Genomic DNA, 21169 nt, shown 5'->3' with positions numbered 1-21169 from the left:
GTTATCGCGCAATAAATATTATGCAGAATCGGTTGAAAAGTCACCTTTCTATACTAAATTAGCCAATTGCTATTGCGCAAAAGCTGCAATTTGATGAAAGGTAATATAAAGTATTGAGTAATAGCTTTTTTAGGCGTATTTTTTCAATTTCATACTCATACCTTATTCTATGAGTGTAAAGAAAAGATTGCACCTTTTGGTGGATAACTATGTTCGATAACAAAACCATTTTAATAACCGGCGGAACAGGGTCTTTTGGTAAAAAGTATGTGAAGACATTACTTGAGCGCTACAACCCTAAAAAAATCATTATCTTTTCAAGAGATGAACTTAAACAGTTTGAAATGCAGCAAGACTATAATGATGACTGCATGCGTTATTTTATTGGTGACGTTAGAGACAAAGACCGGCTTAAAAGGGCAATGAGAGGCGTAGATTTTGTTATACATGCGGCCGCGCTTAAACAGGTTCCTGCAGCAGAATACAACCCTATGGAATGCATCAAAACCAATATAAATGGTGCAGAAAACGTCATTGAAGCAGCACTAGATAACGATGTTGAAAAAGTCATTGCCTTATCAACAGATAAAGCGGCAAACCCCATCAATCTATACGGCGCTACAAAGCTCGCTTCAGATAAGCTATTTGTTGCCGCCAACAACATTGCAGGAGGCCATAAATCAACCTTTTCAGTTGTTAGATATGGTAATGTAGTTTGCTCAAGAGGGTCTGTTGTTCCTGTATTCCAAAGGTTCATTGATGCAGGCAAAGATCACATTCCTATTACCCATGCAGACATGACCCGCTTTTGGATAAGTTTACAGCAGGGCGTTGATTTTGTTCTTAAAAACTTTGAAAGAATGTTAGGTGGGGAAATTTTTGTTCCGAAGATCCCTTCTATCAAGATCACCGACTTAGCCACTGCAATGGCACCAAACATACCGCAAAAAATTACCGGCATTCGTCCTGGTGAAAAACTTCATGAAGTTATGTGTCCTTCTGACCTTTGTTTTGATACATACGAGTATGCAGACCACTTTGTGATTGCCCCTGGTATAAAGTTTAGTAGCAGAAGTAATGACTTTACTATTAATGCAATAGGTGAAAAAGGTAAGGCTGTTGATCCTGGCTTTGAGTATAACTCTCTTGATAACCCTCACTTTATGACTGTTAAAGAGATTACGGATTTTAACAACGAGGCCTTAAAATGATCCCATATGGCAAACAAGATATCTCTGATTCAGATATTCAGTCTGTTGTCGAAGTTCTAAAATCAGACTTTTTAACTCAAGGTCCAAAAGTGCCTGAGTTTGAGAGCCTTGTTGCCAAATACTGTTCTGCTGAGTTTGCAGTTGCAGTTAACAGTGCTACTTCAGCATTACACATAGCATGCTTATCTTTAGGCACACAAAAAGGTGATATTGTCTGGACTTCTCCTATTTCTTTTGTCGCATCTGCTAATTGTGCTCTCTACTGTGGCGCTAAAGTAGATTTTGTTGACATTGACATTAGTACTGGGAATATGTCTGTCACTGCCCTAGAAAAAAAATTACAAATAGCAGAATCTAAAGGCCAATTACCAAAAATAGTCATCCCTGTTCATTTAGCCGGTCAAAGCTGTGATATGGCAAAAATTCATGCTCTATCAAAGCAATATGGCTTTTATATCATTGAAGATGCCTCGCATGCAGTAGGGGGAAGTTATCAAGGCCACAAAGTTGGCAGCTGTGCTTATAGTGATATTACAGTATTTAGTTTTCATCCTGTAAAAATCATCACATCTGCAGAAGGTGGGATGGCATTAACCAACAATAGTAACGTTGCTCGCAAAATGAAAAAATTTAGCTCTCATGGTGTTACTAACATCACTGAAGAGCTACAAGAAGTCAGCCACGGTCCGTGGTATTATGAACAACAATCACTCGGTTACAATTATCGTATGACTGAGTTACAGGCAGCATTAGGGATAAGTCAATTAGAACGATTAGATAAATTCGTAAAACAACGTAATTACTTAGCTAAGCAATACGATACTCTTTTACCTGAAAACGTGCTGCACCTTAGCCAAGATGTAAGTACTGAAAGCGCTTATCATCTTTATATCGTTAAATTAGATGAACAAGCCTCAAATTCGCAAAAAGAAATTATATCAGCACTGAGAGAGCATAGTATTCAAGCACATCTACATTATATTCCTATTCACCTTCAGCCTTACTATCAAGCACTTGGGTTTAATAAAGGTGATTTTCCGAATGCTGAAATATATTACTCCAAGGCTATCACTCTCCCACTTCACCCGAACCTAACTCAAAGTGAGCAATTATTTATTATTGATACACTTCGAGGATTACTATGAAGCTCGCATTAGGAAGTGTGCAATTTGGATTGAATTATGGCGTAAGCAATCAGCAAGGAAAACCTAATCTAAAAGAAGTGGAAAAGATTTTAAAATTAGCTGTTGATAATCAAATTGACGTTATTGATACCGCCAGTGCTTATGGTGACAGTGAGCTAGTGTTAGGAAAGTTAAATGCACTCACGAGGTATTGTCGCATTGTAACCAAGCTTCCTCCTTTAAATCATGAAGTATTCAGTCAAGATGACTGTGAGCATTACCTTGACCTCCTAAGAAAAAGTTTAGCTAATTTAAATACAGATAACTTATATGGAGTCATGTTCCATGCAGCGAAAGACATCAAAAAAGAAGGTGTAACTATTTTATGCCAAGCTTTGAATCAGTTCAAAAATGATAATATAGTTCAAAAAACAGGTATATCACTCTATAGCCACGGCAATTTTGATGATTTGTTAAAGGATGACTTCATTGATCTAATTCAGATCCCGTTTAATTGTTTTGATACTTTTTTTAAAGACTCTGGCTACTTAGAAAGGTTTAAAAAGAACAACGTCGAAATACATGCTCGCTCATGCTTTTTACAAGGTCTTTTACTAATGCAGTCGGAAGACTTACCTAGCTATTTTTCACCTTGGCACAAACAATTAGAAGAATTTACTCACATTGCTCAACAACATTCGATTTCGAAGCTTGAGCTGGCCATGCTGTACACATTAAACGAACCTCTCATAGATAAAATTGTAATAGGAGTAAACTCGGAGCAACAGCTTGAAGAAATTTTAGAAGCTTATAGCAAAATATCAGATGCTGGCATTTGCGACTTACCCGTCTTAAGTTCTAAAGACCAAGCTCTGACAAACCCAGCACACTGGAAACTGTAACGATACAGTTAACTTTACTAATAAAATGACTTGTAATGTATTGGAGGCCTGTGCCCACTTTTGATGATTGACTTCGTCTGTTCACTACCAAGATTCATCAAAGCATCTAAGACCCCTAAATGAGAAATAAAAGGCTCATACAGCTGTGAATATTCAGGGTGTTTAAAGTTTTGATAGTATACGTCGACTCCTGCTCTACCAAGTGCTCCTCCAGGGTTATGCTTTTCAATATAATCCCTTGCCCCAAGCGGAGATAAATAAATACCCGCAGAATAATGAGCACATAAGTTTGCCAAGCGTATGTCTTTCGCCCCTTCAATATCTAACATATGAGAAGTACGCTCTATGGGCGTATTTATCTCTAACCTCTTTAGAAAGAACTTAATCAAACCAATATTAAAATCTGCTAAATTGTCACTGCCATTAAGGTAATAATGCTTTAATTCCGAAAAGAATTCCGAGAAAAATGGAGCCTGCCGGTAGTTCATCTCTATTGATTTAAGGTGTTTTTTTCGCCAAGGGTGACCTACTTTAAACTCTGTCTCACTAATGATGCTATCCATACGTCCATTTGGGGTCGATACTACCTGGCTGAGCATGAGCGCACCTTGAGCACTTTTAACTCTATTCCTCACATGCCAATCACTTTTTTCTAATTTTACATCGTCAAGAAACACAAACCTATCAGCACTATCAATCAGATCAAAGTACCCTATCCAAGGCATGTAAGTGGGCTGCATGACGGCCAATATCATGGTAAGTCACCTACTTTTTTCAAAACCATTGTAAACTCATAAGGAAAACCATCCGGCTTAGTCACATAGTCGTGTTTTAATTGAACAAATGGCGTTAAATGACTCTTAACATGATGAAATAGTTTTATTGGGTCAACATAGAAAAGCGTATCATCTTGATACTCAACATAGGATGAGAGCGCATTGAATATGACTGTATGATTCGCAACAGCAAAAGCCTTCTCAAGCGTTTTCATTAAAAAAACCTCATTGCAAGTAAGCACATTGTTAAAAATGCCACTCATTGCCACCACATCATATCCCTGCGGAAAATCTGCTTCTAAAAGGTTTAATTCGTAAAACTTGCTGAGTTCATCTTCCATAAATACTTGATTATTCCTAGAAATAAACTCAGTTACGAAATCACAACCTAAATAATGCCCCTGATGATTGTTTTGCCTTAAATACACTAAAAAATCAGCTAGGCCGCACCCGAGATCCAGCACACTGCTTTGATTATCAATAAATTCATGGAAAATTTTAAATCGCACATTTTGAGCACTTCGAGATACATGCTGAACCGAAGCCGGAGTATCACCATGTTGTTTATACAGTTGCTGATAATAAACTTTCAATTGCTCAGGTGTCATCATTAAACTCATTTATAATCTTTGCCATAATATTTATTTCTTGCTTTGAAATTTGGGGCTTAACAAACACATTAATAATACTTTTCCCGATATGATCAGCATTTGGCACCTGACTATTCGTAAGTAGTGCACCCAAGCTTTGGTAATGACATGTAAAAACCTGATTTCGAGCTTTAGCAAATTCAATAAACTTTGCGCGTAATGTCGGTTCGATCAATAGAGGGTAGCGCCAATAATTAATATTATATGGCATTGATAACTTTTTAAATAATGGGTTACTCACCAAATTATCAATCTCTAGTACATTCTCAATACGTTGTTTTGTGCCTGCAGCTAATGACTTCACTTCATTCGCTATCCCCTTAAAATCACGTGCATGATTAGGGAATTGAAAAAAGATATTTTTTTCTAAAATTATACTCGCATTTTTCGCCTGTAAGTCATCTTTAAATAATATTGCTCCACCCACTCCATGAGCAATCGGTTTATCATATCCAAAGCTAATAACACTTATATCAGCAAAACTTGCAATTGGACGTTCGTTCACTTGCCCACCATAAGCCAAGCATGCATCTTCAATAACGATGATACCTCTTAGTTTCGAAAATCTGACTATATTTTCGATATCGCAAACTCGTCCATAGGCATGAACGGCTAAAATAGCTGCAGTATTTTCATTTATTACTGCTTCAATGTGCGATAAGTCACTATTTAGAGTATTAAGGTTTACATCTGCTAAAACAGTCTGATAGCCAGCCATTTGTAATGCATACATGACGATTGGACAACAGCTTGCTGGGATAATAACTTGGCTACCGAGTGAAACACCTGCTGCTTGCATTGCAAGAATAATCGCCACACTACCTGAACGCGTTATCAAGCTATGCGGCATATTAAATTGTTCTTGAAGAGCTACTTTAAGGTGATCTTCAGGTCTTTTCGGTACCATGACAATGAAAACTCACTCGGTTGATTAATCACATCTACATATGCAACACGTGGCTGCTGTTCAAGCCATTTCTTCAAGCTTGAAATATCAATGAAGAGCCATTGAGAATATCGGTGGATGACAGGTAATGAGGCTTCAATTGTTAAGTCACTACCAGATTTGATTTCCTCTTCGAAGCGACTATCAAGTAAATCCCCTATTAGGATTTGCCCCTTCGAGTCTGTTATAGCAATAAGTTTTATTAAAACCTGTTTTGCATACTCTAAATCTGGGAAATAATGAAAAATACTATAACTTAAAACTCGCTGAAACGGTCCTTTAAAAGGGACTTCATTTGCCTCGCTTTGCAAAAATGTTCCTTCAGGTAAACGCTTCTTAGCTTCACTAATCATGTTTTCAGCAAAGTCCATTCCATAAATGTTTTTAGGTGTTACTTTCAACCTTGACAACAGATAAGCATTACCACATCCTACATCCAAGAGTGTTTCATCGCCACTGAGTTCCAAATTCAAATTTATGTTTTCAACGAGCAAAGTCCAAATATTATTTTCGGCTAATCGTGCCACTTGCTTTTGCGCATTATCGCCTTGTGCCTGTTCGTGCCAAGCTTGTCTCTTTTTCTCAATATCTGACATCTAACACCTGTTCAATCGACTTTACAAGAGCCTCTAATGATTCGGTATTGTAATACTGACGCATATGCCTCAGTTGCATTTTAAGCTCTTCATCACTTAAAAAGGTTTTCAAATTATTCACCAGTTCCTCAACGTGTACTTCTTCCGCTAAACCCAGATCAAAACAAAGTTTCTGCTCGGCTAAAATAATAGTATCGTCTCTTTGCTCTTGTGTCTGCGAAATTGCCGCATTTGGCAGGATGCAAAAACCAGACTCATACTTAACAGAGCCCCCTCCATTAATGACCACATCATGCGAGCTATAATACTCTGCAATATTGTTAACGAAGCTGTGATAACGCAGGGTATTATGCTTTAGATCAACGTTGGGCTTACTGCCCGCTAACACTGTAATTTGTGCACCAACAAGTATTTGGTCTATCGCCATGAGCACAGTATCGGTGATGAAAAACCGATCTGACGCGCCTATAATAAGCAGGACATTCGTTACTTTAGATATCTCATGAACTCTTTGAAGTTTATACTCTCTTACTTGCTTGAGGTTAGGGCTAAAAGGAAAAAACTGAGCGCCTAAAATGTGTTTATCACTTGAATTTACAAATCTTTCCGCGCACACTCTGGCATTTATAATTAGATCAATAAACTCGAATCTATAATTGTCAAAATCATCTACAACTAGTAGGTTTGCACACTGTTTTTTTAACGCAAATAAGCTAGCTTCAGTTTGCTGGTAACAATCAACTATTACTGCTGTACGGTCATCTAAGTTTAAAGCCTCTAAAGTCGCAAAACCGGCTTTGTCTACTCGTTCAGATGCTTGAATATTTAACTCCCCATAAAAATAAATCTCTAAGGCACTTTCTGCCAATGCTATAGCCATAGTTAAGCAACGAGACAAATGCCCAAAGCCGACTTTTTTATTTCCATCACATATAAAAACAAGTCGGCTAATCATTCATGGGACCAAATTTATTTGTAATGCTATTATAGGTATCATGAAAAATATCATTTAATAACCACAACTTACCTCCAAATCGCCCTGACACCGTAATATTATCAGCTAGGTTATGTAATAACTCAAACTGTTGTGTAACGTGTTGCGAAAACTCATGAGTTGGTACAGGGAAAGTGTGGTGAATAGTTTGCCGTAATGAAGAGACTATGTTTGATTCAGGATCGATCAATTGCATAGCAATTAGATCCTCAAAGATTTTATTCTCATCAATTGAGTCCGCTTGCTCCGCATCACTTAATACTTCCGCAGTAATTGAGTTTTTCTTTGTATCACTTAAATTTGGATACAATGTTATACGAAATATTTCAGAGCTCGAATCCCAATTCCACAGATAATGAGATTCTGTATTTAGTAGAGGTTTATCAAGCGTAAAATGGAATATATTGGCTGTGCGAAGTTTTGGGCGGTAGCCATTTGAATCGTCAATCAAAAACTTTAAAGCAAAAGCTGGAGGGGCACTCCAATATAACCAGTCACATTGAATAAGGTCTTCTCCATTGATTTGAATTTCACTTATCTGTTTATTTTTTGTTTTTAATCCAGTGATCTTTGCATTATTTAGAATATGCACACCACTGTCAGCCACTTTTTTGACTAAGTCGTCAATCCAATATTGACACCCTTTTTCTGATTTTGGATAAAAATATAATGACTCTTCAACTCCTTCTTGATTCATCCAAGCTTGATAATCACTATGCGTATGAAAGCCAAGTCTAGGAGCATAAACAGGCTGCTTCTTAAGTATAGACGTCATTTCTGGGTCTAGGGCTAACAATCTAGTAGCTCCAAAATAGTTAATACTATTTTTTGCCGTGAGGTTGGTATAGTCATCTTGTGCACCATATAACTTATCAATGACAGGCTTTACTAATGAATTAAAAAATACCTCTCCTACTGAATTTTTACAGTAACCCTCTATGTTTGTGTCTGAAGGCAGAGTAGTGTTGGAAATTAATTGACCCAAGCCCCTTTCATATTTCTCTTGGCCAAGCTTTCGTGCATCGATTGTCTGAGTCTCTAAATCCCAAGAGCCCTTAAAAAAATTTCCTGTTTTCAGAACCGGGATATGGTGCCAATTAGCTACTCTTGACTCTGCAGATCCAAACAAAAACTTGTCCAACAGCTCTACGCCTGTTGGATTTGGAATATGTGTCCCCTGATCATAATAATTATTTTTACTATCCTGAACAGAATTTAATAAACCTCCACACTTCTGTGCCTGCTCAATTAAAGTAACATTATGTCCTTTTTTCTTTAGTAGGTAGGCAGCTAATAGCCCACAAATTCCTCCACCAACTACAACACTATTACTCATACTTTTACCCCTCAATTTGACCGAGGATAATATCTGGTGTCACTCGGTCACCATATTCAACCGACTTATTCAGTGTCTGCCCTATATACTGTGGTAAGTATTTAGGATGCGCGCCAAAACCTGGGCGAACTGAACGAATATCTGCTTCAGTGATTACATGCCCCTCTGGCAATGTTTGACAAAAGTATAGTGACCGTTTTGCTAAGATGTTTTTTTGAGCTGACTCAGTTATTTGGTAATTAATTTTGCCTAATGCAGCTTCTACTTGGCGTACATTTTCTACCATGACTCTAAATTCATCACAATCTAACGAGAAAAATGCATCAACAGACTCATCTTGACTATCATTTATAAAATGTTTTTCAATGATACTTGCACCTAATGCAACTGCTGTCATTGGCGCTATGTTACCTTCTGTATGATCTGATAACCCTGAAACACAATTAAATGACTTGGAAATATCAGGAATAGTATTAAGATTACATTCGTTTAAAGGTGTAGGGTAAGCGGTTGTACATTTTAATATTGCGATATCATTACAACCATTGCTTCGCAAAGTATTTACAGCAAGTTCTATATCAGAATAATTGGCAACGCCAGTTGATAAAATTACTGGCTTGCCCGTTTTAGCTATATACGCTAACAATCCAATATCGGTAATCTCCGGTGAAGCAACTTTGTAGGCCGGTGTACCTAAACTTTCTAATAAATCCACTGCGGAGTAATCAAAAGGGCTAGAAAAAATATCTAACTCTAGTGATTGAGCTTCTTCAAATAGTCGCTTATGCCACTCCCACGGCGTGTATGCTTTTTGATAAAGAGCATGTAATGACTTATGAGATTCCCAAGCATTACCAGAAGGAAGTAAAAAGTCAGGTTTCTCACAGTTGAGCGTAATTGTATCCGCTGTATAAGTTTGCAGTTTAATCGCATCAGCACCGGCTGATTTAGCGGCGTGAATAAGGTCAATGGCTTTATTAATATCTCCACCATGATTAGCCGACATTTCAGCAATAATATAACATGGCGATTCACCACCTATAATACGCTCATTTATTACTATGGAAGCTGCCTTAGTCATATTTTTCCTGTTCTTTTAGCAATGAAATTGCGAGCCCTTCATTTCGGATCTCATGGTTATTTATAAGAAATACGTCTGGATGAGTATCAAAATACAACTTAATATCTTGATAAGTAACTTTTGTACTGTTATCAGAAAAATACTCTGCCACCTTTTTTATAACTTGCCAGTCATCCAAAGTATCTAGAGTAAAACGATACCCACTATCATCAGTTTCATTTTGTAACTCAATAACATTAAACTCTTCAAGGTTATTAAAGATATACAAGGTTACATGTTCTCGTTCGGATGCTCGCTCTGCCTTTTTAGCCACCTCATTCAAAGTTGTTGCTTTAATGATTTCACAATCAACACCTTCAGCAAATCGTTCACTTAGATATGCATACTGTGCATCTTTTTGATTGAACTCTTCAATTAACTCATCAATGATTTCAGAACATATAAACGGAGAGTCTGCCGTGAGCCTGACAATATTGTCAGCCTGATAATGTTGGTTGGCGAGATAGAACCTTTCGAGCACATCGTTTTCACTACCACGGAAAAATGGTATCCCTTTTTCATATAACACGTCACAAAGGGGCTGATTTTCGATATTAGTAGACGTCAAAACTACAATATCATCAATGAGCAGAGACTTTTTTAACCGCGAAATTAAATGCTCAACTACACTAATACCATTCATTTTTTTTAAAATTTTATTTGGCAAACGTGTTGATGCCATTCTAGCCTGAATAAAGGCAACTGTTCTGCCCATAATCAGTTCAACCTCTCAAAACCACTATGACAAACAGGCCCTTCTAATAAACTTTCAATTTTATTTTCAACTAGTGCTCTTTTTAAAAGAGAAATAACATCTGTAAATGCTTTTACGAATATACGGCGTTTCTCCTTAGAATGCGCCAAAGAGACATAGATAACATTGCTGGCAAGTACCCCTCTTTTTAGCATCTCTTGAGTATAAAGAGTCTTTAAGGTCAACGCCTGCTCAGTAGGGAAAAGAAGAATTGGCACGCTATCAACACCAATTATCTTTAAGTTAAAATCAAGTTTTTCACAAACCTGACTCATTTGAGTTTTTAAATCTTGTCCTATGCTTTGAAGCTGCTCACACACATTTTGCTCTTCAAACACTTTTAATGTAGCCAAAGCCGCAACAAACCCAACTCGTTCTGTCCAATAAGAGCTGCTTATGAAAGATTTCTGCGCAGCATCCATAATCACTTTTTTTCCAATAACCGCGCCTATTGGATGCCCATTCCCCATGGCTTTTCCTAAAACACAGATATCAGGTTCTATATCGAATAATAAATGAGCTCCTCCAGTATTTAGTCTAAAACCAGAGGAAATTTCATCGAATATCAAAACTATATTATTCAACTCGCAGAGTGCTTTCACTTCATGAATAAACTCCATATTTGGCATGCCATGGCGGAACACCTCCATCATAACAACACCTAGGTCATCTCCATGTTCAGCAATAATGCGTTTAAACTCTTCAATATCGCCTTCTTTAAAAGGCAGTGCCGTATCCTGTAATTGCGCAGGCACTCCACTAGGTGCTAATCCTGGCAAAAGCTGGTCCTTTAACTTATCACCCGATGATAAGTTTGTTGCTAGATACCAATCATGCCAACCATGATAACCACAAAATGCCACTTTATTCTTTCCTGAATAAGACCTAGCAATACGTATAGCTAAAGCACACGACTCACCACCGGTACGAGTAAATCGAACTCCCTCAGCCCAACTATGTATACTTATTAATTTTTCAGCTAGTTCGACTTCTTCATAACAATTTAAGCTGGTCATTGAACCTGACTGCACAGCATCTACAACGGAGCAAGTAACATCAGGGTGAGCATAACCTAAAGAGCATGTGCCAATACCCATAATAGAAAAATCTAAGTAATGATTATCATCTAAGTCCCAAATTTCACAGCCTTTTGCTTTCTTATAATAAGCTGGCCACTGTTTAGGTAAGAACATTTCAGCGCGTTTTGATAACAGCTGATTACCGCCAGGGATAATTTTTTTTGCTTTTTCCCATAACTGTGCACCAGAATTGTTTTTTAATGACATATGAAAACTATACCCAAATTGAAAGTTGATAATTATTATATCGACAATATGGCGAAATATATTAGATATTAAGCAAGAAAGGATCCACTACTTCACTTTTCAATCACCTGTACCAAAGTGAACAATTTATGTTCTATAAATCAAAGTCAAATATTACTCTTCATCGCTTATATAGACTTACAATAGTTTATCTCGTCGTGGTGTAACTCCCCCAAAAAATGAAACAGTTCATAAGTAGAATTTTCCATTAACTAAAATAGGAAAATTTACGATGAGAAAAAGTAAGTTCACTGAAACTCAAATTGTCAGCATGTTCAAAGAAGCAGAGTCTGGTGTTCCCGTCCCTGAAGTGTACCGTAAATATGGTAATGGCCAGAGTAGCTTTTACAAATGGCGCTCAAAATATGGGGGTATGGAAGCTTCAAATGTAAAACGCCTTAAAGAACTTGAATAAGAAAACCGTAGACTAAAAGATATGTTTGCTGCACTGAGCTTAAAGCACTCGATGTTTGAGGATGTCATCGCAAAAAAGCTGTAAAAACAAGTAAGCGCAGAGCTTGGGTTGAACATTTGAGAGCTCAATTTAACGTCAGCGTCGTATTTACTTGTGAAGTGGCAGGGCTAAGCCGCTCAGTTTTCTATTATAAACATAAACGGCCATCCGATGATGAAGTTATCGACGCACTTTTAGCGTTAGTCGAACGTCACCAAAGGTTGGGGCTGCCCAAACTATTTAAAAGGCTTCGTAACAAGGGAAAACCTTGGAATAAGAAGCGTGTTGAACGAGTTTACAACATGCTAAAGCTTAACTTGAGACGTAAAGGAAAGCGCCGTGTACCAACAAAAACGCCGGAGCCATTAAGTGCTCCAACACAACATAATGAATCTTGGTCAATGGTCTTTATGAGTGATGCATTAAGTTATGGCCACCGATTTAGAACATTGAATGTACTTGATGACTTCAATCGACAAGCATTAGCGATTGAGGTAGATGCCAGTTTAACCGCTGAAAGAATGATTAAGACATTGAAACAGGTCATAGCTTAGCGCGGTAAACCAAAACAAATTAGAGTAGATAATGGTCCAGAGTTTACTTCCACTATGCTTGAAACGTGAGCGATGGAAAATAATATTAAGCTAGAGTTTAAAAACTGGTTAGCCCTTATCAAAACGGCTTTGTTGAAAGGTTTAACCGAAGTTATCGTGAATAGGTGCTAGATTTATACTTGTTTGAGTCACTGCAAGAAGTACGTGAAATCACTGACGAGTGGTTAGTTATTTATAATTATGAACGGCCTTATGATTCACTTGGCGATATGACACCAATTGGTTATCTTGAGGCTGCATAAAATTCTACGAAAGAGCTGTACTAAATTTGGAGTTACAGAGTTGCAAATGCGCCTAAGGAGCAGAAGCTTTAAAATAGAGTGAATGCCAATAGCAGGCTATAAAAATATATCAGAAGCAACAGGCGAAATATCACGATATATCGTGGGCTATAACTGTTACCGACCTCATCGGTAAAATGGAGGAAGCTCGCCTATAGTGAAAAGAATTAGTATTAGAAAACTCATAACGAGGAGGCCAAGAATGGTTAGCCACTGCATAGACCAATTCGAGTAACGTTGGGATAATAAGTACCCCAATATATCTCGCTCATTGCGCAATAACAAGCAAAGTGTCAGCAATAGCTTAAATTACCCTGAAGTTACTAGAAAGGCAATTTATACAACTAAAGTAACCACTAAACTCAGTTATCCGTAAAGCCATTAAGAAGCGTATGCTGTTCCCACATGATGATTCGGCTAAAAAGACGGTTTACTTAGCGATTGCACAGATGCCTAAAAAACAAACAGAACCTATTAAAAATAGGGAAACGGCCTTGAATCGATTCATGATTGAATTCGAAGAGCATTTACAAATTATTATTTAAAGCTGGCAGTTATACAAAATGTGCTAAAGGGTAAAAAGACGCTGAGCTATAGTCTATAAACCATCAGTACAAAGCTCCATCATCAAATATGTGTCAAAATCTTGGCTAACCTTGAAACCCACTTTTTTGTAAACGGACAATGCCCCTAGGTTTTGTTTATCCACTCCGAGCTCAATTTTTCCAACTGAGTACAAGCTACATAGTAGCTTATTACCAGCCAAAATAACTTCCGACGCAACCCCTTTTCCTTGCCATTTTTCATCACCAATTAAAATTCCAAAAATGGCAGTCCCTTTCGCCACATCAATAGGCTCATATTTTATATTCCCTATATGCGTGTCATTATGGAACACACCTAGTAATAAACAGTCTTCTTGTTTAAATTTGGTATCCACATAATTAATAAGCTCAGAAAGGGTTGCTGGCCTATAGGAGATATATTTCGCTGTTAAAGGAGAAGAAAACCAATGCAAATAATCCGTGGTTACATCTTGAGCCGTTAATGTTCTTACAGTAAACCTTTCTGTATTAATGCTCATCATAGACACTATACCGACGGTTTAGAATAATCAAAACTATAGTCACTCAATACATCCCATCTGCTCTCATACTCTTCCGGAGCCTCTTCTATAAACTTGACCCATAAATCTCTCGCTTCCATGTACAGAGGAATGATTTCATGGTCATCTCCAAAGTTATATAGCAATGAAAGTAATACAGAAGATACATAAAGTGACTCCCCCTCCATCAATAGATATAGGTGCGTGTACTTCGGATGTTGTTTAAATGAGAATAAATATCTTAAACTTTTTAAGATTTGCTCTAATGCTTCTCCTCTATCCTTAATCGGGGTGCTTAAAATTTCACTTAAAGTTTCACAAAGACTTTTGAATGCATCAAAATCTAAATATGACTCAATGTCACTACCATTATTAATGGGTTGAAATATTTCATTTTTTACAAAGTTAATTATAGCATCTTTTGAAACTGTACTTTTGGGCAAAATTATATCTGTCGCCTTTAAGGGGTGAGTACCTTCGACTTTAGTTCCATCACTGCAATTAAATACATCAATGCCAGTACCTTCTTTTGAAGCAATAAAACGCTCCATTTGTACTTTACCTGTATGCATAAAGTGATCTGTTATCACCGTTCCGCCAAAGTTCCCCTCAACAGCTAATTTATTACCCATCTGTAATGGTGAGTGTATGGTTTTCCCTTCATTTGAGTAATAATAACTATTTTTTGAGTGATGATGCTCTGGATCTTTATACCCATTATCAACACCAAAAAAGTATATATTTTTAAAGTTCATGCTACCAAAGAAGCTAAGTGCTGTATTACCTACTAACGGGTTACTAAACCCTAATGTTGTTGTAATAGAGTTATTTTTCATAAACTCAGCGTAATGAAATAATGAAGTTCCTGACTCATTACCTTTCAAACCAACCCCACACCAACCAAATAAATCTAACACATTGGGATACATTACGTTTAAGACAAGTAAGTTTATTTTTTTCCTTGTTTCTTCTGGGATAAAAGTAGTCAAAAAGTCTTCGGTTGCTTTTGTTCTTTCCAAAGCAACATGAAAATCCGGTATTATATTTTCTTTTAGCAATGCAGTCGTTGCAGAATTACAAGAGATCAATAGTGCTTCTCCTTGCAAAGCTCTAATAACCTCAATGTCTTTATCCAAAGAGGGTCCATTTGCAACTATGAAAACAGGGAAATTCAGTTTTGTATTAGATAGTTCATTCGCGGTGTTTATTACAGAAATTGGCTTTTTTACATTTTGCACAGTATGGGCGATACTCAATAAAGCATCGTCAAAGAAGCCCCACCCCATAAAGAATTGATGAAAGTTATCTTTAAACTCACTCAATAAGTCGCTCATCATTTTTGAGGGATAATGTTGATAGAACAATGAGGTCGAAACACTAAACGCTCCAATTTGGTTTGCTCTCTCATATAGAGATTCATACATTTCCTGCTCTGATATTCCAACTGAGATATATAAGAAGCTGCCATCACTATCTACTTTTTTTAAAAAACTAGACCAATCGAACGTGAATAGACTCGCAAAAAAATAGTCCTCATTAGGCTCCATTATCGATATGTAAGATGCAGTAACTTGATTTATGAGTTCATCCAAAAAATAGCCCAATCCAATGCCGAATATGATCATACTCGGCATTTTTTTACTGACTTGATTATTTTCTGGTAAATTACATATGGCTTTATCGTAAACCTTGCCTATATCTTGCATAAGAGTTATATGCTTAAAACCAGTTTCATTATCAATACTCGAAAGCGCACTATGATCAACTTTACCTATAATAGGCTTATCTAACGTAGCTTTTACCTGCTCTATGCTTTGTTTTAGGGGATTATCCCCATACATAGGAACACCTGTATCGTAGTCAACTATATTAATCTGACCAGAATCAGTAGCGAAAAGCTCAAACTTTTCACTAGGATCATGCACTGCAAACTTTGCAGCTATTTCTGGAAAGTAATCTTGAAATGCGGCGATATTTTTATCAAATATCTTATTTGCAGAGGCAATATACTCTTCTTCTATTTTTTTTTGTTTTTCAATTTGAGATATCTGTGTTTCAAGAGCTTTTAATTGTTCTGAAATAGAACCGTTATTTGACGAGTTATTAGACATTTTTGTATTTCTTAATTTTTTTCTGACTATTCTGGCGATTTATTAGATCTTGCCTAATACTGCTACGATTAGTATCAACTTTTTCTAATAAGCTAGTGTGGTAGTAGTAAAAGCGAGCTTTTTCTTCATCTGCAACTGTTGGATCATTAAATAAAATACCTAATTCGCTGCATATCCGCTCATATACCCTTACAGCTTGCTCGATATCTTTATCTATAAGTTCATCAAACTGTTCCATCAACTCATGTACTGACTTACTATCTTCTTTACCCGACATGTGCATCTGAGCCGTGATTCTGTAATGTCTGGACTCTTATATCTTGAGGGATAGCATCCCATGCAGACTTGATCTCTTTTAATAAATTAGATACTTCTTGAACTATTTCAGGGTCATTTTGCAATGTTGCTTCTACAAGTCTATCAATCATATAACTGTAAAGAGCATATAAATTCTCAGTTACTTCACCACCTACTTCAAAGTCTAAACAGCCTCTAAGGGCTTCGATAATGGCTGACGCCTTCGATAAATGCTCAGCTTTAGCTTCTAAATTACGCTTTTCTATTGATACTTTTGCAAGCACTAACTTTTCTATTGCTCCACCCATTAGCATCTGGATGACTTCGTATCGGTCAGCACCAGCTACTCGAGTCTTTAGGGCTTCTTTTTGATAATTTTTAACTTTTGCGTTGTACATAATATTAACCTTTACGATTTACTCTTAGTAAAGCCGGGTAGATTGGCTAATTGAGCCCCTAAATATGCCTGAGTCTGTTGCATATTCGCTAAAAGCACGTCTAGGCCTGCATACTGCTTCCTAAGCCTCTGCTCAAAAGACTCCATACGGTACTCATGTGAAATCACATCATCTTTAAGATCATCTAACTGCCCATTTAAGTCCGTTTCTCTTTGTTTTATTAATCCATCCGAATCAATATAGTTACCTAATAGAGATTCTAACTTTTTGGCAACCCCATTATCACCTGCAAAAGCTGTGCCGATATCATCAAAGTTTTCATCCATTGCATCATTTAAACTTCTAACTAGCGAAGACTTTTCTAAATACCCATCTTTGTCTACACCAATACCAATATCAAAAATTGAACCAAAAGGGCCAGCATCAGTAAGGGGAGTAGATAAAGTATTAACCAATTGAGCACTCAAAGAACGCATAGAGGCATCCCCATTCAACGGTTTACCAATTCTGGTTTGAAAACCAATATTACCAATTAAGTTATTATAGTTTGCGATAAGCTCATCAACTAGCGCTGTAACTGAATCTTTGTCATAGGCAACATTAAGTTCAGCAACCTCATCTGCAGCCCCTTCACGCAACACTTTAATTGTCATATCCTGTACTGCATTTTTAAAAGTGTTTGTATCACTCGTAATTTCAATGCCATCTACAGTAATTTTGGCATCTTGTGCAACATCATCTGCTGCTATTTGAACACCCGATGGGTTAGTGGTCGCATCATAAGATGCAATTGCATTCATTTCAGATGTGTCACTAGAAATAACTAAATCATTATTCTCACCAGTAACATTTGATGTTAATACAAGCTTCGAGCCAGCCGCTCCACCAGTATTTACTATATTAGCTACTACACCAAAGTTATTAGTGTCGTTATTAATCGCATCACGAAGGTCAGCTAAAGTAGCCCCTGCACTTACAGATAAATCAAAAGTATTACCAACACCAGCGGTAAATGTTAACGTACCTCCTGAAGCAGTTACTACATCATCCACTGACATAAAAGCCGCATCTTGCGATACGGCTCGACTACCTTGAGCAATTTGCGTAACTTTTACATCAAATTGACCTGGCGTAATATCAGATGTCGGAGTGACAGATATTAAGTCTCCCGTTTCTGGTTGCTTAATATTTGCTATGCGTTTACTAAAGTTATCAGGATCGGCGAGCTTTTCAATCGTGTCATTTAACTTGGAAATAGCCGACTTTACTTCGCCTACAGCAGATAACTCCACCTTTAAAGACTCTTCTTTCTTAGCAAAGGCTGTTAATTTAGGTCTATTTTCTGCGTCTACAGACGCTTTAATAATGCTTTCTAAGTCTAGTCCTGAGCCTATACCGGCTGAAGTTATAAGAGGCATATACTATCTCCAATTGATTAGGCTGTTTTATCGAAAAAAACACCTTTACTAACTAACTTATCGGCAAGCTCTTCTAGAGCTTTAGCCACCTCCCTAAACTCTTCTGACGGTATTTCGCGAATCACCTCATCATTTCCTTTATCGCGAACTCGTATAAAGGGGGGCTCTCCTTGTTCATCAAATTCAAAAGATAAATTGGTGGATGTCAACGGAAGGAATTCATTCAGTTTGTCTAAGTTTTCCTTCACATCAGCAAAAAGTTCACCATTGTGCTCTGTTGAAGATGGACTCTTACTTAACTCTTTACCTATGAGTAAGTTTGATGTTTTAACTTCGTGCTCATCTGCTCTATCTGCGCCAGAAGCATTTTGATTAACATTAAAATTGGTGGTGTTTAAGCTATTCGGATTAATTTCATTCATACCAACCCCCTTTAGCTAGGAAAGCTTAATAGGTTTAGGATACGACAAATCTACTAAGGCGTCACCCTGATTTGCCGTATCGTTATATTTAACCTAGTAACGATAATGCGACTTGCGGACGCTGATTCGCTTGGCTAAGTATTGAACTACTTGCTTGTTGAAGAATTTGCATCTTGGTCAAGTTAGCAGTCTCTGTTGCGAAATCAGTATCTCTGATTCGCGATTGTGCAGCCGATAAATTCTCAGAAATATTTGTTTGATTTCGAATAGTTGATGAGAATCGATTCTGTACAGCACCTAGTTCAGCACGTTTTTTATCAACTACAGCAATCATTGCGTCCATGCCAGCCATTACGAACTGAGCATTACCTTGTGTAGAAACACTTATTGAAGTAGCCCTAAATCGAGTCGCAAAATCATCTGTACCAGCAATTGCTGCACCACTAATTTCAGAAACACCTGCAGCAAGTGTTGTTAGGCCTTTATTCGTTACAGCACTTGCTACTCCAGCAAGACCTGAAACTGTAAAACCGCCGTTTGCAACAATGCTATTAATAGTAGCCGTACCACCTACAAACTTCATACTGAAGCCAATTGTTTGAACGGCATCAGCACCAACCTGGAAACTTGCTTCATAACTGCCATCAAGAAGGTTTTGACCACCGAAAGTTGTGTCTTCAGCTACTCGGTTAACTTCACTCATCAGTGAACGAATCTCTTCTTGAAGTGCTAAACGGTCTTCATCCGTATTCGAACCATTCGAAGCTTGCTGCGCCAAAGTTCTGACACGTTGAAACATTTGAGTCGTTTCATCAAGTGCGCCTTCAGCAGTCTGAGCTAGCGATATACCATCATTTGCATTTCGCGTACCTTGAGTAAGGCCGTTTATTTGACCTGTTAAACGGTTTGAAATCTGCAGACCTGCTGCATCATCCTTTGCACTATTAATTCTGAAACCCGAAGATAACCTTTGAAAAGATGTATCTAAAGAGCTAGCTGAATTACTTAGCTGTCTTTGCGCGTTCAAAGAACTCACATTTGTATTTACATATAAAGCCATATTAGCCTCCGCTTTATTTTTTAACTGCAAAATTACGGGATACCCCTACCCTGTAATTTTGAGGGTTTAGAGCCCTATTATTAGTTCTCTAAATCCTCTATCGGCAAAAAATAAAATGGCTTTAGCTTTATCTATAAATAATTTTAGCCTTGAAGTAAACTTAATGCGGCTTGAGGTCGTTGGTTAGCTTGGCCAAGAATTGTCTGACTCGCTTGCTGTAGAATTTGGTTTTTAGTCAGTTTAGCCGTTTCCATAGCAAAATCTGCGTCTTTAATTCTAGACTTTGCGGCTGATACGTTTTCGGCAATATTAGCTTGGTTTCGAATGGTAGATTGAAAGCGGTTTTGAACAGCGCCTAATTCAGCACGTTTTTTATCAACTACAGCAATCATTGCATCCATACCAGCTAAAACAAATTGAGCATTTGCTTGAGTTGAAACACTAATTGAAGTAGCTCTTAATCGAGTAGCAAAATCATCAGTAGCACCAATTGCGGCACCACTAATACCAGACACACCTGCTGCTAGAGTAGTTAAGCCCTTAGCCGTGACAGCACTTGCAACACCAGCAATTCCCGAGACAGTGAAACCATCATTTGCAGCAATACTATTAATTGCAGCCGTACCACCTACAAACTGCATACTAAATCCTATTGTTTGAACCGCATCTGCACCAACTTGAAAATTCGCAGAATATGTTCCATCTAATAAGTTTTGGCCACCAAATGTAGTATCTGTCGCAACCCTATTAACCTCTGATGTTAACTGACGAATTTCTTCTTGAATAGCCAAACGGTCTTCATCCGTATTAGACCCGTTTGCAGCTTGTTGAGCAAGGGTTCTAACTCTCTGAAACATGGTAGTGATCTCATCCATTGCCCCTTCTGCAGTTTGAGCCAGTGAAATACCGTCATTGGCATTTCGATTCCCCTGATTTAAGCCGAGGATTTGAGATTGCAAGCGGTCAGAAATTTGTAGCCCAGCAGCATCATCAGCTGCGCTATTAATTCTTAAACCTGATGACAAACGTTTGAAAGATGTATCTAATTCTACACCAGATCTTTGAAGCTGACGCTGAGCATTAATCGAACTCACATTAGTATTTACATATAAAGCCATAACTCATTCTCTCTCTTAACAAGTCCGCTAATTGGCGGATAGCTTGAAAATACAAAGTGGCAACTTTCATAAGAGCAATTAAGCAATTAAGGCAAAAACCTGCCGTTTTGTATAAATTAAATTTTGTTAGTTAAGAAAAAGCAAAGAGTGTGCCAGA

At 37.5% G+C, this 21169-nt stretch carries 20 protein-coding genes and 1 pseudogene; 4 read left to right on the top strand and 17 right to left on the bottom strand.

Going from position 1 to position 21169, the window contains the following annotated elements; genetic code table 11:
- The first annotated feature begins 209 nt into the window (after positions 1 to 209).
- Genes pseB through ABMY35_RS16140 form a run of 3 tightly spaced genes read left to right on the top strand, consistent with a single transcriptional unit; the run spans position 210 to position 3237 of the window.
- The gene (gene pseB / locus ABMY35_RS16150) at positions 210 to 1211 is read left to right on the top strand and encodes a UDP-N-acetylglucosamine 4,6-dehydratase (inverting) (RefSeq protein ID WP_349287153.1); all 1002 of its coding nucleotides are present in this window, start codon (positions 210 to 212) and stop codon (positions 1209 to 1211) included.
- Positions 1208 to 2356: a UDP-4-amino-4,6-dideoxy-N-acetyl-beta-L-altrosamine transaminase gene (pseC, locus tag ABMY35_RS16145; protein ID WP_349287152.1), complete on the top strand. Its 1149-nt coding sequence runs from the start codon at positions 1208 to 1210 to the stop codon at positions 2354 to 2356. Before pseB ends, pseC begins: the two co-directional genes overlap by 4 nt.
- Complete coding sequence (locus tag ABMY35_RS16140; protein ID WP_349287151.1) at positions 2353 to 3237, top strand: aldo/keto reductase; 885 nt, start codon at positions 2353 to 2355, stop codon at positions 3235 to 3237. Before pseC ends, ABMY35_RS16140 begins: the two co-directional genes overlap by 4 nt.
- A 17-nt stretch (positions 3238 to 3254) precedes the next feature.
- On the opposite strand, the gene ABMY35_RS16135 is transcribed toward ABMY35_RS16140, so the two are convergent.
- The 9 genes from ABMY35_RS16135 to ABMY35_RS16095 are packed head-to-tail and all read right to left on the bottom strand — an operon-like array spanning position 3255 to position 11695.
- On the bottom strand, positions 3255 to 3992 hold the full coding sequence (locus ABMY35_RS16135) for a WbqC family protein (protein WP_349287150.1): 738 nt from the start codon (positions 3990 to 3992) through the stop codon (positions 3255 to 3257).
- Positions 3989 to 4633 carry a class I SAM-dependent methyltransferase gene (locus ABMY35_RS16130; protein ID WP_349287149.1) on the bottom strand — a complete coding sequence of 215 codons (645 nt, stop codon included), beginning with the start codon at positions 4631 to 4633 and terminating at the stop codon, positions 3989 to 3991. The genes ABMY35_RS16135 and ABMY35_RS16130 overlap by 4 nt, the downstream gene beginning before the upstream one ends.
- Complete coding sequence (locus tag ABMY35_RS16125; protein ID WP_349287148.1) at positions 4611 to 5570, bottom strand: DegT/DnrJ/EryC1/StrS family aminotransferase; 960 nt, start codon at positions 5568 to 5570, stop codon at positions 4611 to 4613. The genes ABMY35_RS16130 and ABMY35_RS16125 overlap by 23 nt, the downstream gene beginning before the upstream one ends.
- Positions 5534 to 6205, bottom strand: a complete 672-nt coding sequence (locus ABMY35_RS16120) for a class I SAM-dependent methyltransferase (protein WP_349287147.1) — start codon at positions 6203 to 6205, stop codon at positions 5534 to 5536. The genes ABMY35_RS16125 and ABMY35_RS16120 overlap by 37 nt, the downstream gene beginning before the upstream one ends.
- Positions 6192 to 7160 carry a hypothetical protein gene (locus ABMY35_RS16115; protein WP_349287146.1) on the bottom strand — a complete coding sequence of 323 codons (969 nt, stop codon included), beginning with the start codon at positions 7158 to 7160 and terminating at the stop codon, positions 6192 to 6194. The genes ABMY35_RS16120 and ABMY35_RS16115 overlap by 14 nt, the downstream gene beginning before the upstream one ends.
- The gene (locus tag ABMY35_RS16110) at positions 7153 to 8535 is read right to left on the bottom strand and encodes an FAD-dependent oxidoreductase (protein ID WP_349287145.1); all 1383 of its coding nucleotides are present in this window, start codon (positions 8533 to 8535) and stop codon (positions 7153 to 7155) included. Before ABMY35_RS16110 ends, ABMY35_RS16115 begins: the two co-directional genes overlap by 8 nt.
- A gap of 4 nt (positions 8536 to 8539) precedes the next feature.
- Complete coding sequence (gene pseI, locus ABMY35_RS16105) at positions 8540 to 9616, bottom strand: pseudaminic acid synthase (protein WP_349287144.1); 1077 nt, start codon at positions 9614 to 9616, stop codon at positions 8540 to 8542.
- On the bottom strand, positions 9609 to 10370 hold the full coding sequence (locus tag ABMY35_RS16100) for a glycosyltransferase family protein (protein WP_349287143.1): 762 nt from the start codon (positions 10368 to 10370) through the stop codon (positions 9609 to 9611). The genes pseI and ABMY35_RS16100 overlap by 8 nt, the downstream gene beginning before the upstream one ends.
- Positions 10371 to 10372: 2 nt before the next feature.
- A complete protein-coding gene (locus ABMY35_RS16095; protein WP_349287142.1) occupies positions 10373 to 11695 on the bottom strand; it encodes an aminotransferase class III-fold pyridoxal phosphate-dependent enzyme in 1323 nt (440 codons plus the stop codon).
- 271 nt (positions 11696 to 11966) lie between these two features.
- Here ABMY35_RS16095 and ABMY35_RS16090 point away from each other — a divergent pair.
- A pseudogene (locus tag ABMY35_RS16090) lies at positions 11967 to 13044 on the top strand (IS3 family transposase).
- A gap of 637 nt (positions 13045 to 13681) precedes the next feature.
- On the opposite strand, the gene ABMY35_RS16085 reads toward ABMY35_RS16090, so the two are convergent.
- From ABMY35_RS16085 to ABMY35_RS16050, 8 genes are all read right to left on the bottom strand, one after another.
- Positions 13682 to 14170 (bottom strand): GNAT family N-acetyltransferase, encoded by a 489-nt coding sequence (locus tag ABMY35_RS16085; RefSeq protein WP_349287141.1) that lies wholly within the window; start codon positions 14168 to 14170, stop codon positions 13682 to 13684.
- 5 nt (positions 14171 to 14175) lie between these two features.
- Positions 14176 to 16299 carry a 6-hydroxymethylpterin diphosphokinase MptE-like protein gene (locus ABMY35_RS16080; RefSeq protein WP_349287140.1) on the bottom strand — a complete coding sequence of 708 codons (2124 nt, stop codon included), beginning with the start codon at positions 16297 to 16299 and terminating at the stop codon, positions 14176 to 14178.
- Entirely contained in the window at positions 16292 to 16576 is a 285-nt protein-coding gene (locus ABMY35_RS16075; RefSeq protein WP_349287139.1) for a hypothetical protein, read from the bottom strand. The genes ABMY35_RS16080 and ABMY35_RS16075 overlap by 8 nt, the downstream gene beginning before the upstream one ends.
- Positions 16566 to 16994 (bottom strand): flagellar export chaperone FliS, encoded by a 429-nt coding sequence (fliS, locus tag ABMY35_RS16070; RefSeq protein WP_349287138.1) that lies wholly within the window; start codon positions 16992 to 16994, stop codon positions 16566 to 16568. Before fliS ends, ABMY35_RS16075 begins: the two co-directional genes overlap by 11 nt.
- Positions 16995 to 17005: 11 nt before the next feature.
- Positions 17006 to 18412, bottom strand: a complete 1407-nt coding sequence (fliD, locus tag ABMY35_RS16065) for a flagellar filament capping protein FliD (RefSeq protein WP_349287137.1) — start codon at positions 18410 to 18412, stop codon at positions 17006 to 17008.
- A 17-nt stretch (positions 18413 to 18429) separates the two neighbouring features.
- Positions 18430 to 18834, bottom strand: coding sequence for a flagellar protein FlaG (locus tag ABMY35_RS16060; RefSeq protein ID WP_349287136.1), 405 nt, complete (start codon positions 18832 to 18834; stop codon positions 18430 to 18432).
- 88 nt (positions 18835 to 18922) lie between these two features.
- Positions 18923 to 19894 (bottom strand): flagellin, encoded by a 972-nt coding sequence (locus ABMY35_RS16055; protein WP_349287135.1) that lies wholly within the window; start codon positions 19892 to 19894, stop codon positions 18923 to 18925.
- Between the two features lie 143 nt (positions 19895 to 20037).
- Complete coding sequence (locus tag ABMY35_RS16050; protein ID WP_349287134.1) at positions 20038 to 21012, bottom strand: flagellin; 975 nt, start codon at positions 21010 to 21012, stop codon at positions 20038 to 20040.
- Between the last annotated feature and the right edge of the window lie 157 nt (positions 21013 to 21169).

Source organism: Pseudoalteromonas sp. BZB3 (genome assembly GCF_040104455.1).
Classification (GTDB): domain Bacteria; phylum Pseudomonadota; class Gammaproteobacteria; order Enterobacterales; family Alteromonadaceae; genus Pseudoalteromonas.
Note: the sequence above shows the minus strand (reverse complement) of the source record. Positions and strands in the feature narration are given on the sequence as shown.

What these genes read in the sequence shown, in the direction of transcription:
- pseB (WP_349287153.1), top strand. Translation starts at nt 210, where the DNA reads ATGTTCGATAACAAAACCATTTTAATAACCGGCGGAACAGGGTCTTTT.
- pseC (WP_349287152.1), top strand. Translation starts at nt 1,208, where the DNA reads ATGATCCCATATGGCAAACAAGATATCTCTGATTCAGATATTCAGTCT.
- ABMY35_RS16140 (WP_349287151.1), top strand. Translation starts at nt 2,353, where the DNA reads ATGAAGCTCGCATTAGGAAGTGTGCAATTTGGATTGAATTATGGCGTA.
- ABMY35_RS16135 (WP_349287150.1), bottom strand. Translation starts at nt 3,992, where the DNA reads ATGATATTGGCCGTCATGCAGCCCACTTACATGCCTTGGATAGGGTAC.
- ABMY35_RS16130 (WP_349287149.1), bottom strand. Translation starts at nt 4,633, where the DNA reads ATGAGTTTAATGATGACACCTGAGCAATTGAAAGTTTATTATCAGCAA.
- ABMY35_RS16125 (WP_349287148.1), bottom strand. Translation starts at nt 5,570, where the DNA reads ATGGTACCGAAAAGACCTGAAGATCACCTTAAAGTAGCTCTTCAAGAA.
- ABMY35_RS16120 (WP_349287147.1), bottom strand. Translation starts at nt 6,205, where the DNA reads ATGTCAGATATTGAGAAAAAGAGACAAGCTTGGCACGAACAGGCACAA.
- ABMY35_RS16115 (WP_349287146.1), bottom strand. Translation starts at nt 7,160, where the DNA reads ATGATTAGCCGACTTGTTTTTATATGTGATGGAAATAAAAAAGTCGGC.
- ABMY35_RS16110 (WP_349287145.1), bottom strand. Translation starts at nt 8,535, where the DNA reads ATGAGTAATAGTGTTGTAGTTGGTGGAGGAATTTGTGGGCTATTAGCT.
- pseI (WP_349287144.1), bottom strand. Translation starts at nt 9,616, where the DNA reads ATGACTAAGGCAGCTTCCATAGTAATAAATGAGCGTATTATAGGTGGT.
- ABMY35_RS16100 (WP_349287143.1), bottom strand. Translation starts at nt 10,370, where the DNA reads ATGGGCAGAACAGTTGCCTTTATTCAGGCTAGAATGGCATCAACACGT.
- ABMY35_RS16095 (WP_349287142.1), bottom strand. Translation starts at nt 11,695, where the DNA reads ATGTCATTAAAAAACAATTCTGGTGCACAGTTATGGGAAAAAGCAAAA.
- ABMY35_RS16085 (WP_349287141.1), bottom strand. Translation starts at nt 14,170, where the DNA reads ATGATGAGCATTAATACAGAAAGGTTTACTGTAAGAACATTAACGGCT.
- ABMY35_RS16080 (WP_349287140.1), bottom strand. Translation starts at nt 16,299, where the DNA reads ATGTCTAATAACTCGTCAAATAACGGTTCTATTTCAGAACAATTAAAA.
- ABMY35_RS16075 (WP_349287139.1), bottom strand. Translation starts at nt 16,576, where the DNA reads ATGTCGGGTAAAGAAGATAGTAAGTCAGTACATGAGTTGATGGAACAG.
- fliS (WP_349287138.1), bottom strand. Translation starts at nt 16,994, where the DNA reads ATGTACAACGCAAAAGTTAAAAATTATCAAAAAGAAGCCCTAAAGACT.
- fliD (WP_349287137.1), bottom strand. Translation starts at nt 18,412, where the DNA reads ATGCCTCTTATAACTTCAGCCGGTATAGGCTCAGGACTAGACTTAGAA.
- ABMY35_RS16060 (WP_349287136.1), bottom strand. Translation starts at nt 18,834, where the DNA reads ATGAATGAAATTAATCCGAATAGCTTAAACACCACCAATTTTAATGTT.
- ABMY35_RS16055 (WP_349287135.1), bottom strand. Translation starts at nt 19,894, where the DNA reads ATGGCTTTATATGTAAATACAAATGTGAGTTCTTTGAACGCGCAAAGA.
- ABMY35_RS16050 (WP_349287134.1), bottom strand. Translation starts at nt 21,012, where the DNA reads ATGGCTTTATATGTAAATACTAATGTGAGTTCGATTAATGCTCAGCGT.